An 11,972-nucleotide genomic window follows, 5' to 3' on the forward strand; every position below is an offset into this window, starting at 1 on the left:
CAGTAGACCCGCCGTTTCATTTGCGAGAGGCTTGAGTCGTTCCCATGTGTTGCAGTGCTGACAGGATTGTCAGCTAATGGAGGTCGCAGCACCCAGCCGACAAGGATCGTTATGAAAACCCACGCCCTGCACGAGACGCTTGCTCAACCTCCCGATGGGATTTATCCATTTGCGGAGCTGCCCGTTCGCCTTGGATTCCCCTCCAGGGCCGACTTCGAGATTATCGACAACACCAACGGATCGGCGGCAGCCGTCGCAGTACTTCGGGACTTTCCACGCATCAGCCGAATTTGTCGGGCTTCGGGGCATCTGCTGCCTTATCGGTGTCGGCATACCCGGCAACTGGCCCGTGGCATCCATGTCTACGACCCGCGCTTCTGCGGGCTGCTGCGACACTCCTGCGACCCAAACGTATTTCTCGACATGAGCGAGCTGTGGCTATGGGCGCTGAAGGACATCAAAAAAGGCGACCGACTGACGATGGACTACGCCACCACCGAAGACAAACTCATGCGTCAGTTCGCCTGCCAGTGTGGCTCGTTCGACTGCCGTGGCTGGATCACCGGCTACGATGAATCGCCGAACGCCGACGGCCAGTTGTTTCTGCAGCACTGGCGCCGGCGAAGTCTATGCTGAAGGGCGTTACAACGCCTCGACCGGACGCAGACGGTATTGCGGCGGCAATTGCTCGAAACCACTGATGGTGGCGTTCAGGCTTTTCCAGCGACCGTCCTTGATGCCATAAATGCAGCCGTGAACAGACAGGCTCTGCCCGCGGTGCCAGGCGTTTTGCACAATGCTGGTGTGCCCGACATTGGCCACTTGCTGGATCACGTTGTATTCGCAGAGGCGGTCGACCCGCTCTTCGTCAGTGGGCAATTTGGCGAGTTCTTCGCGTTTCTCATAATAGAGATCGCGAATCGAGCGCAGCCAGCCGTCGATCAGGCCCAGCTGACGGTCCTGCATTGAGGCGCGCACGCCGCCGCAGCCATAGTGACCGGTAACGAGGATGTGTTTGACCTTCAGCACGTCGACCGCGTACTGAATCACCGACAGGCAGTTGAGGTCGGTGTGCAGCACCACGTTGGCCACGTTGCGGTGTACAAACAGATCGCCGGGCAGCATGCCGACGATCTCGTTCGCCGGCACCCGGGCGTCGGAGCAACCGATCCACAGGTATTCCGGGGTTTGCTGACGGGCCAGCTTGGCGAAGAAATCAGGATCTTCTTTGGTGATTGCGTCAGCCCAGCGCTCGTTGTTATCAATCAGATCTTGTAATTCGTTCATGCAATGAAACCTCGAGAATGATGCGCTTCTATGACAGACAACCATCTGTCGGGGTCACGCGCCAGATGCAGATACCCGGTTTTCCATGCCGGAGGAATTCTCAGCAGCCCAGGGGGTCCACCTAGTAAGGCCTACAGTATGAGGAATTGCCATGACTGAATCACGACGTCCGTACGATGCGGTGCAACCCGAGCCCATCGATGACAACGAAGACCGCATGGGCTCGATGCATGAGCTGGATTTCGACGAGGAAGAACCCAGCGCCAAAATCGGCGACGAGCTGACGCAAACTGAGCGTGAACGCCTGATGCCTCGAGAACGCGTACGTGAAGCCGGCATGACCGGGGCCTCGACCGAGGACCATGAGTCTACCAACGACGACATGAGCCCGGAAACCCTGATCCATGAAGACGGCGCACGGGACGCCCACGAAGCGGGTGAAGGTGGTCAGGCCGATTGGGATTTGAGCATTGTCGATGAAGACGACATCGGCGGAGGCAATGGGCTGGATGAAGAGGAACTGGCGCGGCGGGATCCGATGGACGGTAATCGGTGATCTGTGGCGAGGGAGCTTGCTCCCTCGCCACAATAGCTGTAGCTCAATCGACGAGGGTGCAGGCCATGACGACAGCATCTTCCCGCCCGCCAACTGCCGGGTAGTAATCGCGCCGCCGACCAATCTCGTTAAACCCATAACGCTCATACAACTTGAACGCGCCACGGTTGCTGTCGCGCACTTCCAGAAAGCACTCCCGCGCCTTGGCGTCATACGCCCGGGACATCAAATGCTCCAGCAACGTCAAGCCCAGGCCACGGCCCTGGTTCTCCGGTTTGACCGTGATGTTCAGCAGGTGCGCTTCATCAAGGATGATCTGCACCACCCCGTGGCCGACTTGCTGCTGGCCTTCAAACATCAGCCATATCTGATATTTACCCAGCCCGTCGAGAAAAATCCCGCGAGTCCAGGGATGGCTGTAAGCCGCGTATTCGATTTTCAGTACAGCGTCCAGGTCCGCCTCGGTCATCGGGCGAAACGATACAGCGTCACTCATTCGATTCTTTCCAGCGCGCCATCAGCCGACGCATGGCTTGCCAGACATCAGCCTTACGCTGTGGCTCTTCCATTAATAATTCCAGACCCGGCAGGGCCCAGACCGAGCCCAGGCCTTCGACCTGGAGTTCACGGTTGAAGGATTCGGCGTTCGCCTCACCGGCGAAACGCACCGCCGGCAAGCCGATCAGCCACACGCAGACGCACGGTGCGTCTTCCAGCCGGGCCGAGAGAAAACCTTGCACGAAGTCGCGAGCCGCTTCCGGGCCTTGATCCATGGTGCCCCGAGACAACAGCGGCCAACGCACCGGCTCGCCGACGATCTGCGGGCTGTCCGGGAGGCCGGCGGCGCGCAGCATGTCTTTGAGCAACAGATAGGCGGGGTCGCGGGTCTGGAACGATTCGCCTGTGGGTAACTCCACCAGCAGCAAGCAACGCCCGGCCCGCAGCAATTGCAGAGCGAAACGCGGTGGCGGCACGACTGGCGCCTTGGCCACAACCGGAGCGGCCTCTTCTTCAACCTTGGCATTCGTGCGCGTGCTGGCCAACGATGGCCGCGGAACCTCGATTTTCACCCGTTCGGCCGGTTTGACCAGCGGTTCCACGGGTGAATCAGCCACAGGCGCGGGCGCAACCGGGGCAACCGGGGCAACCGGGGCGACGACCAACGGCTCGGGCATCTCCAGCAATTCAGGGCGCGAGGGCGCAGCAAAAGGCAATTCGGTGCGCGGCAGCCAGTTGACCACCTGCATGGCGGTCAAATAGGCGCGGCGACGGGACTCGATAAGCAAAGGTCGGCCACTTGTGGATAACTAAAGTGCGGTGATTCTACCGCCCTTCGCTCAAAATCGCCCACGCTTGATCGATAGAAAGCCAACTGTCCGTCCCGAGAGTGAATCGCAACGGGCGTGATGCAGTACAATCGCTGCTTTTATTCGTCAACCAGCCGGCCATTCCGATGATCGAACCCAAGCGCGTCTTGCGCGCCCTCGCTGAACACTGGGCACTTCTGGAGCCACTGTGCGAGCACTTCGACCAAGGCACCTTGAGCCTCAACGAACTGCGCACTCAACTGGGCGCCCAGCAACTGGACAGTACGCCGCAGGACATCACCAACCTGCTGGACGTGTGGATCCGCCTCGACATTCTGGTTCCCGTGGCGAAAAGCCCGAACCGTTTCGAGCTCAACGCGCAAATCCACGACTTCCTCGCCTACCTGCGCCGTGAGCACCGTTTGGGCCTGTGCCTGGAAATCGAAGCCTATTTGCGCCACCTCGAACGCCTGGCCGGTTACATCCAGGACGCCTTCGACATCCGCGATGGCCACGACCTGGCGCGTCAATTGCGCTTGCTCGACATGCGTGTACGTGACGTTCTGAAGAAACTGGCCAACGACGAACAAGCCCTGGTGGCCGTCGCCGAACGCGCCAAAACCAGCGACCGGCAGATCCCGCTGCGTCAACGTTACGCCGAAGTGCTGGCGACCTGGGACGAATACGTCGAGCCGATGATTCAGTTGGTGAACGCCGACGGCGCCTTCGAGCAAGGCGTGCGCAAGGTCGAGAACGTCCTGCTGCGCATGCTCACCGAACAACAGCGCCTCGGCCATCTGGTCGATGACGACATGCTGCTGCGCACCCACGCGCGCATCCTCGAAATGCAGACCAGCGCCCAGCTGACCCTGCGCCATGCCCGCGAGTTGCTGCTGCCGCTACGTGAAGAGGCCCGTCGGCATAACGCCGTCACCCGTGGCGCGGCGCTGGCCTTGTCGGCCATCCGTCGCAAAGGCCTCGATGCGGTGCCACAAGCGGCGATGCCGATGTTCACTCGGCCGCAAAGCACCTTCTTGGGTAGCGCCAGTCAGGTCGAAGCCTACGTTTATGCGCTAGCCCGTTTCGAGCCGAAACCGGCGCGTTTCCCCAAGGCCCACAAGACGCAGAAAGGCGAAGCGCCGCGCGCGCCACGCACGGTTCGGGAAATGCTCGAACGTTGCGAAGACGCCCTGCCGATGCCGGACTTGATGACATGGCTGCTGGAGCAGGAGCCGGACGGCGCCACCGACGAATTGCTGTATTGGTTCTCGCGCCTGTCACGCGAGAAACGCTTCAAACGCGAGCGTCTGGAACGCCGCGACTACCACACTCACGAGCACCAGGTCAGCCTGCGCTCCTTCGCCCTGCTCTCGGCCGCCGACACCGCCGCCGAGGATTCTGCGAGCACCCCACATGCATCTTGATCTATCCGAACTGTCCCAGCTGGCGCCGATCTTTCGCGAGCTGTTCAAGGGCTACCACGTCAGCCGCCGCGACCCGGAGCTGTACGCGCAACTGTCGAACTTCCAGGACCAGTACCGCACGCTGTTCAAGGCGCTGGGCTTCGAACTGGTCTGCGACACCCGTGGTTTCTACTACTTCGTGCCGGACCTCGCTGCTGCGGCGGTGAACAAGACCGCGCAACGTCTGGCGCTGTTCACCTTCATTCTCGTCGAGCACCTGGCCGATCAGGGCCGCGATCCAGTCGCCGTGCTCGACGGTGGCAGCCTCGGCCGTGATGAATTGCCGTCGTTGCTGGAAAAGTACCGCGACCTGTTTATCCAGGCCGAAGTGCAGACCGTCGAAGAACTCGAAGAAAAAATCATGCGCCGCATGACCCAGCTCGGTTTCGCCGGCGAAGAAAACGGCATCTACCGTTTCCTGCCGCCGATGCACCGCTTCCTCGATGTCTGCCTGTCGGTTCAACAAGACCGTGACCTGGCGGCCAGCCTGCATAGCGTGCTGCCATTGCCGGTACCCGTGCTGATCGATGACGACAGCGACGAAAAGCTATTGGAAACCGATGACCCCCTCGATCTGAGCGACTTCGCTGAAGAAAGCGAAGAAGACGCCATGGCCCGTGCCATTGCCGAAGAACAGGAGACCGACGCATGAGCAAGGAACGCTACGGCATTCGCCGCTTCGCCCTTTTGAACACCGCCGGTTACAGCCTCGGCCTGTTCCCGCTGGAAGAACCGTTGTCGGTTTACGGCGCGAACAACCTCGGCAAATCCGCCTCGATCAACGCCTTGCAGTTCCCGATCCTGGCGCGCATGTCGGACATGAGTTTCGGCAAGTACAGCCTGGAACAATCCCGTCGTTTCTACTTCGCCTCGGACACCAGCTACATCCTGGTCGAAGTCTCGCTGCCCCACGGCCCGCACGTGATCGGCGTGGTCGGTCGCGGCCCGGGCGGTGGTTTCGGTCACCAGTTCTTTGCCTACGCCGGCAAACTGGATCTGGCCCATTACCAGAAAAACGACACCTGCCTGCGTCAGAAAGAATTGTTCACCAACCTTGAGCGCGAAGGCCTGAAAGCCTACGAGCTCAAGCCGGATGAATTGCGTCGTTTGCTAGTCGGCGGTCACACCTCGATTCCGCTGGACCTGACGCTGATCCCGCTGCGCTCCACCAGCGAGCAGAGCCTGAAGACGTTCCGCGCGCTGTTCATCAACCTGCTGCACATGCGCGAAATCACCGCGGCCAAGCTCAAGCAATTGTTCCTCGATGCGTTCGAGCACAGCCTGCGTTCCGGCAGCGTCGATTACATCGCCGCGTGCGAAGAAGCGTTCCGCGATGTACGACGCATGGAGCAGGACTACAACTCGCTGGTCACTGCCGGCCCATTGGTTGAAGCCCTTGCGGCAGGCGTGACCCAGCGCAACATCCTGCGCGGCAAACTGCACCGGATCTCGCCGCTGCTCGATTCCCTGCTTGGCACCTGGTCGGACTACGCCAGTGCGCGCAAGGAAGAACTGACGATTCAGGCCGAGCACTACCGCAACGAGCAAGACGCCCTGCAAAACGATCAGCGCGGCGGCACTCAGGAGCTGATGCGTCTGGAACGTGAAATCACCGGCATCCAGCGCTGGCTCGGCGAGTTGTCGGTGCTCAAGCATCGCTTCGCCTTGGTCGATGACGTCAAAGTGCTTGAGCAGCAACTGCTCGCGGCCAAGGACGCGCACGATGAACTGGCCGGTGCGCTGGCGCAGTCGCGGCAGTTCAGCGCCGAAGATTTGGAAGAGCGTCTGCGGGATCTGGAAAAACGCCTGAAGTCGGTGAAACAGCAACTCGATCACGCCGACAACAACAGCTATGCCCGTCTGCGTGAAGAGTTCTCGCAACAGGATGTCGAGCGCCTGATGCGTTTGTTCAACAGCGCGCTGTTCAGCCTGCCGTTGGGTGAGCACGGTATTACGCTGGACGAGGACGGTCAGTGGGTCAAATCCATGGAGCTGATCCTCGACGGTTTCAAGGGCGAGCGCTTCGAAGTGCCGGGACTGTCCATCGACATCTCGCACATCGAACCGCCAGCACTCCAAGCCTTGGCCGACCGCGCCGCGTTGCGCGATCAGAAAGAGCGTCTGGACAAAGAACTCAAGCAACTGAAAACCCAGCAAGCCGTTGCAGCCGACCGCGCCGCGAGCAAGACCCAGACCGAAGCGCTGTACCAGCAAGTGCTGGATGCACAGAAAGCGCTGGAAGATTTCCGCCGCGCGCAAACCCTGAGCGCCGAAGAAGGCGACAAGCTGGAACAACTGGCGCAGATGGAAGCGGCGCAGGACGAGTTGAAGCGCTCCAGCGACGCCTTCACCGAACGCGTCCAGCAACTGTCGGCCAAGCTGCAACTGGTCGGCCGGCAGATCGGCGACATGGAAGCCAAGCAACGCACCCTCGACGACGCCCTGCGCCGCCGTCAGCTGCTGCCTGCAGACCTGCCGTTCGGTACGCCGTTCATGGACCTGATCGACGACTCCATGGACAACCTGCTGCCGTTGCTCAATGACTATCAGGACAGCTGGCAGGGTTTGCAGCGCAGCGATGGTCAGATCGAGGCGCTGTACGCTCAGGTCCGCCTCAAAGGCGTGGCCAAGTTCGACAGCGAAGACGATATGGAGCGTCGCCTGCAACTGCTGATCAATGCGTACGCGCACCGTACCGACGAAGCACTGACCCTTGGCAAGGCCCGTCGTGCGGCGGTTACCGACATCGCCCGGACCCTGCGCAACATCCGCAGCGACTACGACAGCCTTGAGCATCAACTGGCGCTGTTCAACCGCGAGATCAACAAACGTCAGGTCTCCAACCTGCAAAGCTTCCGCATCGTCCTGGCACCGAACAAGGAAGCGCTCAAGCACATCGACCAGATCATCCATAGCGCCGGCCAGTATGAAGAAGGCGAAACCCTTTCGGTCTTCGACCTGAGCCAAAGCGCCGATCAGGACAACAAGAACGAAGAAGCCAAGGAATACCTGGCGCGGCTGGTGGCGGCTAACCACAACCAGCTCGGCCTCAAGGACTTGTTCGAACTTGCGTTCGAGATCACCAAGGTCAACGGCCAGCCGGTTATCCACACCGACATCGACGGAGCGGCATCCAACGGGACCACGATGACCATCAAGGCGCTGACCAACATGTACTTGTTGCTGCACTTGATGGACCGTGACCAGGCCGGTCGCGTGCGCCTGCCGTACTACCTCGACGAGGCAGCGGACATTGACGAGAAGAACCAGGCAGCGTTGCTGGAAACCAGTCTGCAACTGGGCTTCGTGCCAATCCTGGCGAGTGTGAAGCCGCAGGTCTGCGCCAGTGTTGCGATTGACCTGGAAGGTGGCAGCGGGCCGAACGGGATCTACATCGACGAGGCGGACTGGAAGTACATTCGTCGTCACGATGAAGTGAAGGCTGCCGTTCCCGTTGAATTAGATGAACCGGAGCTGGATGCCGTCTGATTTTCGTTAATCGACAGCAATAAAAAAGGCCGCGATCCAATGGATCGCGGCCTTTTTCATGCCTGTTGTTTTGGGCTTACTTGCCGATTGAAATCTTCGGCGCCCAGGTCAGCCATTCGTCTTCGAACTTATCGAACAGCGGGAATGTTTGCTCAGCTCGCGCCGGACTGCCCATGCGCTCGCCGTCCGGCGTGGCGAAAGCGATACCGCCCTGAATCAGCGTCTCCAGCGATTCGGTCCGTATCGTCGCACCTTTGAACAAGCCGTAATCAAAGCCAAAACCACTGGAGTTCCAGAAACGCGTGCCGCTGCGCACCAACGGCGCGTACTTTGGCTCAATCAGGATGTGCACCAACACACGGTCCGCCGTCTGGCCGAGCTCATAGCCTGTCACCTTGCCTACGGTGATTTCGCGATAGGTGACCGGCACACCTGTTTTCAGCGAACCACGGCGGGCAGCGCTCAACACCAGACTCAAACCGGCTTCTTGTTTAGCGGTTTCCGGCGGATTGGCCAGGGCCACGAAGTTCTTCTGCGGGCCGAGGTTTTTCGCGGCCGGTTGCACTTCGATGTATTGGCCTGTGACCAGCGTTTCGAGGTTGGACGTCTTGATCAGACCCAGTTCAGGTTTGACGACCCAGAACTGACTGCCCACCCGAGCGATACGCTCTGGCACTTCTGTGATTCGTGCCGTCAGCAGCACCGATTGCAGGTCATCGCTGAGGTCGACGTCTTCAATCTTGCCGACATCCAGGCCTTTGAATCGAATCGGCGTGCCGCTGCGCAAGCCGTCGGCGCGATCAACCCTGATCATTACCACGGTGCCTTTTTGGTTGGCCTCGTCATGGTTGGCGAACAGACGGAAACGTGGAATACGTTTCTGCAATGGCGCATTCGCTTGCGGGGTTTCGAAGGCGATACCACCAGCCATCAGGCTTTGCAGCGACTCACTTTTGACCTGGATGCCGCCGGTCAGTCCACCTGTGAGCGTGATGCCGCTGGCATTCCAGAACCGTGTCGAGGCGTTGACCAGACCTTCGTATTCCTTCTCGATGTGTACACCAATCACCAACTGCTTTTTGGTGCGTGAGAACTGATAGCTCTGGACCGAACCGACCTTGACCTGTTTGTAGAGAATCGGGCTGCCGACTTCCAGCGAACCCAGGTTCTCTGTGAACAACACCAGATGCAGGCCCGGGGAACGCAGATCCAGCGGCGGCGCCTTGGCCCGGGCCACGAACTCGCGCTGCGGCGCTGCGCCTTTGTCACCTGGGCGCACGGCGATGTAGTTACCTTTGACCAGAGCTTCCAGGCCGGTGATTCCCGCCAGCGAGATCGACGGCTTGACCACCCAGAACTGAGTGCCTTGGACTAGGTAGTCCTCGGCTAATGGATCGAGGGTCAGTTCGGCGGTGGCGCCAGACAGATCCGGATCGATCCTCAGCGCTTTCAGATTGCCGACCTGGATGCCTTTGTACATCACCGGTGTGCGACCGGCCTGCAAGCCTTCGAAATCGCTGAGTTTGACCTTGACCCGAATGCCGGCAGCGGCCGCATCAAAATCTTCGTAGAGACGGAACGGCAGACTCGGATCGGTGGGCGGACTGTCCTTGCGGTTTTCCGGCGTGGCGAACGCGATACCACCGGCGACGATGCTCGCAAGGGACTCGCTGCGCACTTTCACACCCGACAGGTTGGCGTCGATGCTGATGCCGCTGGCGTTCCAGAAACGTGTGTGTTTGCGCACCAGTTTGGCGTAGGTTGGCTCGATGAAGACTTTGAGCTCAACCGTGCTCTGGTCTTCAGAGAGCAAGTAGCTTTTGATCTGGCCAACCTTGATCTGCTTGTAGAACACCGGACTGCCGCGGTTCAGCGAGCCGAGGCGATCAGCCTTGATGGTCAGGTGCAAACCGGGCTGGGCGTCTGAAAGTGGCGGCTCTTCGGCCAAGGCTTTGAACTTGCGAGTCGGCTCGCCCTCGCCCGGGCTTATCGCCACGTAATTACCCGAGACCAGCGTCTCCAGGCCAGTGATGCCGGCCAGTGTCACGCTCGGCTTGACCAGCCAGAAACGGGTACTGGTCCGCAGGTATGGCTCCACGTCCTTGTTCATTTCGACGGTGGCGATCACGCCTTTGGAGTTGCCTTCGTCATCGAGCTTGAGGGTCTTTACCTTACCCACCGACATGCCTTTGTAAACGACTTCGGTCTTTTTGGCCTGAATGCCTTCACCACTTTCGAAACGCACCTGAATCTCGATGCCGGTCTCGTTGTAAGCACGCCAGCCGAGCCAGCCGCCGATGATCAGGGCGATCAGGGGCAACACCCAAATGGCTGACCAGTTCGAGGCAGGTCGGGTTTTTGCTGTAGGCAAATCAGTCATGGTCGTCGTCCGACTCCGTGTTATCCCAAATCAGTCGGGGATCGAAAGTTACTGCGGCAAGCATCGTCAGAATCACCACACTGGCGAAAGCGATGGCGCCAAGATTGGCTTCGACGCTGGCAAGCCGTCCGAAATTCACAACCGCCACCAGGATGGCGATCACAAAAATATCGAGCATTGACCAGCGGCCAATGAACTCAATAAAGCGGTACATCCAAATGCGTTGGCGAGCCGACAGTGGCTGGCGGCGCTGCACGGAAAACAGCAGCAATGCGATGCCCACCAATTTGAACGTTGGTACCAGAATACTGGCAATAAAAACCACGGCGGCGATGGGGATCATGCCGTGCTGAACCAACTGGATCACACCGGACATGATGGTGCTGGGATCGCCCTGCCCCAGTGAGCTGACGGTCATGATCGGCAACACGTTGGCCGGGATGTAGAGAACCGCGGCGGTAACCAGCAACGCCCAGGTACGCATCACACTGTTCGGACGACGGGCGTGAACCAGCGCACCGCAACGGGTGCAGACCTGTTCGTCGGTGTCGGCTTCCTGCTTGTTCAATTCATGGCATTCGGCGCAAATCAGAATGCCTGCATCAATCGCCCGCATGGGCATCCTCTCCTGATAAAGCCTGCCAGATCTGATGGGGTGACATCACTACCTCCAACCAGACCTGAACCAACAACAAACCGATAAAGCACGCCAGGCCAAGCCCGACGGTAATTGCTGCCATATCTGCCAGTTTGACGATCGCTACCAGTACGCCCATGAGGTAGACCTCGAGCATCCCCCAATCGCGTAAATGGTGATAAATGCGATAAAGCAACAGGCCGTAACTACGTCCGATATCAAAACGGATACTCAGCAGCACAACCAGTTGGCAAAGCAACTTGAGCAGCGGGATTCCCATGCTGCAGAGAAACACCACGACTGCTACGCCCTGCATGCCGGTATCGAACAGGCCAACAACACCAGTCCAGACGGTGTCACGCGATGACTGCCCGAGTAGATGGAGCTGCATGATGGGTAAAAAGTTCGCCGGGATATACAACAACAAAGCGGCGATAACCAGGGCGAGACTGCGCTGTACGACGTTATGCCGATGGGCGTAGAGCTCGTAGCCGCAGCGCGGACAAAGGGCTTTCTCGCCATGGGCGAGTTCGGGCTTGCGCATCAGCAAGTCGCACTCATGACACGCTACCAAGTCGTCCAGCGGTAATTCTGACAGCCCTGGGGTGTCAACCGGATCTGGCATAAAGGCTCTGGCCTCCGAAAAAGTTGGACCCATTCTAGTGTCATGGATCGAAAATAACTGTGCAAATTTGTGCTGTAGCTGAAGCCACTTTCCTGCGGACAAAACAAAACCCCTACCTGCATACGCAGATAGGGGTTTCGGAATTTAATCTTGACGATGACCTACTCTCACATGGGGAAACCCCACACTACCATCGGCGATGCATCGTTTCACTGCTGAGTTCGGGAT

11 protein-coding genes are annotated in these 11,972 nt (G+C 59.3%); 5 read left to right on the plus strand and 6 right to left on the minus strand.

The annotated features are described in order from the left end of the window. The first annotated feature begins 111 nt into the window (after positions 1 to 111). Positions 112 to 636 carry an SET domain-containing protein-lysine N-methyltransferase gene (locus FQ187_RS07065; protein WP_149628911.1) on the plus strand — a complete coding sequence of 175 codons (525 nt, stop codon included), beginning with the start codon at positions 112 to 114 and terminating at the stop codon, positions 634 to 636. Positions 637 to 642: 6 nt separating this feature from the next. On the opposite strand, the gene can is transcribed toward FQ187_RS07065, so the two are convergent. After that, positions 643 to 1,287 carry a carbonate dehydratase gene (can, locus tag FQ187_RS07070; RefSeq protein WP_149628912.1) on the minus strand — a complete coding sequence of 215 codons (645 nt, stop codon included), beginning with the start codon at positions 1,285 to 1,287 and terminating at the stop codon, positions 643 to 645. A 151-nt stretch (positions 1,288 to 1,438) separates the two neighbouring features. On the opposite strand from can, the gene FQ187_RS07075 reads away from it, so the two are divergent. Next, complete coding sequence (locus tag FQ187_RS07075; RefSeq protein ID WP_149628913.1) at positions 1,439 to 1,843, plus strand: serine kinase/phosphatase; 405 nt, start codon at positions 1,439 to 1,441, stop codon at positions 1,841 to 1,843. 43 nt (positions 1,844 to 1,886) lie between these two features. On the opposite strand, the gene rimI is transcribed toward FQ187_RS07075, so the two are convergent. Together rimI and FQ187_RS07085 are read right to left on the minus strand one after the other, a co-directional pair. Further along, positions 1,887 to 2,339 carry a ribosomal protein S18-alanine N-acetyltransferase gene (rimI, locus tag FQ187_RS07080; protein WP_008145534.1) on the minus strand — a complete coding sequence of 151 codons (453 nt, stop codon included), beginning with the start codon at positions 2,337 to 2,339 and terminating at the stop codon, positions 1,887 to 1,889. Further along, complete coding sequence (locus FQ187_RS07085) at positions 2,332 to 3,090, minus strand: energy transducer TonB (protein WP_149628921.1); 759 nt, start codon at positions 3,088 to 3,090, stop codon at positions 2,332 to 2,334. The genes rimI and FQ187_RS07085 overlap by 8 nt, the downstream gene beginning before the upstream one ends. A gap of 206 nt (positions 3,091 to 3,296) precedes the next feature. Between FQ187_RS07085 and mksB the strand changes: the two genes are divergently transcribed. From mksB to mksF, 3 genes are read left to right on the plus strand one after another with little or no spacing between them, the layout of a single operon-like run. Next, on the plus strand, positions 3,297 to 4,574 hold the full coding sequence (gene mksB / locus FQ187_RS07090; protein WP_178122683.1) for an Mks condensin complex protein MksB: 1,278 nt from the start codon (positions 3,297 to 3,299) through the stop codon (positions 4,572 to 4,574). Continuing rightward, positions 4,564 to 5,265, plus strand: coding sequence for an Mks condensin complex protein MksE (gene mksE / locus FQ187_RS07095; protein WP_149628915.1), 702 nt, complete (start codon positions 4,564 to 4,566; stop codon positions 5,263 to 5,265). Before mksB ends, mksE begins: the two co-directional genes overlap by 11 nt. Beyond that, entirely contained in the window at positions 5,262 to 8,102 is a 2,841-nt protein-coding gene (gene mksF / locus FQ187_RS07100) for an Mks condensin complex protein MksF (protein WP_149628916.1), read from the plus strand. Before mksE ends, mksF begins: the two co-directional genes overlap by 4 nt. A 76-nt stretch (positions 8,103 to 8,178) precedes the next feature. On the opposite strand, the gene FQ187_RS07105 is transcribed toward mksF, so the two are convergent. Genes FQ187_RS07105 through FQ187_RS07115 form a run of 3 tightly spaced genes read right to left on the minus strand, consistent with a single transcriptional unit; the run spans position 8,179 to position 11,744 of the window. After that, positions 8,179 to 10,482, minus strand: a complete 2,304-nt coding sequence (locus tag FQ187_RS07105; protein WP_149628917.1) for an intermembrane transport protein PqiB — start codon at positions 10,480 to 10,482, stop codon at positions 8,179 to 8,181. Continuing rightward, on the minus strand, positions 10,475 to 11,098 hold the full coding sequence (locus tag FQ187_RS07110; RefSeq protein WP_008145542.1) for a paraquat-inducible protein A: 624 nt from the start codon (positions 11,096 to 11,098) through the stop codon (positions 10,475 to 10,477). Before FQ187_RS07110 ends, FQ187_RS07105 begins: the two co-directional genes overlap by 8 nt. Continuing rightward, positions 11,085 to 11,744 carry a paraquat-inducible protein A gene (locus tag FQ187_RS07115; RefSeq protein WP_149628918.1) on the minus strand — a complete coding sequence of 220 codons (660 nt, stop codon included), beginning with the start codon at positions 11,742 to 11,744 and terminating at the stop codon, positions 11,085 to 11,087. Before FQ187_RS07115 ends, FQ187_RS07110 begins: the two co-directional genes overlap by 14 nt. Positions 11,745 to 11,972 lie beyond the last annotated feature (228 nt).

The sequence above is a fragment of the Pseudomonas sp. ANT_J28 genome (assembly GCF_008370005.1).
Lineage (GTDB): Bacteria > Pseudomonadota > Gammaproteobacteria > Pseudomonadales > Pseudomonadaceae > Aquipseudomonas > Aquipseudomonas frigoris.

Excerpts from the sequence above, each read along its gene's own strand:
- FQ187_RS07065 (WP_149628911.1), top strand. The coding sequence starts at position 112 with ATGAAAACCCACGCCCTGCACGAGACGCTTGCTCAACCTCCCGATGGG.
- can (WP_149628912.1), bottom strand. The coding sequence starts at position 1,287 with ATGAACGAATTACAAGATCTGATTGATAACAACGAGCGCTGGGCTGAC.
- FQ187_RS07075 (WP_149628913.1), top strand. The coding sequence starts at position 1,439 with ATGACTGAATCACGACGTCCGTACGATGCGGTGCAACCCGAGCCCATC.
- rimI (WP_008145534.1), bottom strand. The coding sequence starts at position 2,339 with ATGAGTGACGCTGTATCGTTTCGCCCGATGACCGAGGCGGACCTGGAC.
- FQ187_RS07085 (WP_149628921.1), bottom strand. The coding sequence starts at position 3,090 with ATGCAGGTGGTCAACTGGCTGCCGCGCACCGAATTGCCTTTTGCTGCG.
- mksB (WP_178122683.1), top strand. The coding sequence starts at position 3,297 with ATGATCGAACCCAAGCGCGTCTTGCGCGCCCTCGCTGAACACTGGGCA.
- mksE (WP_149628915.1), top strand. The coding sequence starts at position 4,564 with ATGCATCTTGATCTATCCGAACTGTCCCAGCTGGCGCCGATCTTTCGC.
- mksF (WP_149628916.1), top strand. The coding sequence starts at position 5,262 with ATGAGCAAGGAACGCTACGGCATTCGCCGCTTCGCCCTTTTGAACACC.
- FQ187_RS07105 (WP_149628917.1), bottom strand. The coding sequence starts at position 10,482 with ATGACTGATTTGCCTACAGCAAAAACCCGACCTGCCTCGAACTGGTCA.
- FQ187_RS07110 (WP_008145542.1), bottom strand. The coding sequence starts at position 11,098 with ATGCGGGCGATTGATGCAGGCATTCTGATTTGCGCCGAATGCCATGAA.
- FQ187_RS07115 (WP_149628918.1), bottom strand. The coding sequence starts at position 11,744 with ATGCCAGATCCGGTTGACACCCCAGGGCTGTCAGAATTACCGCTGGAC.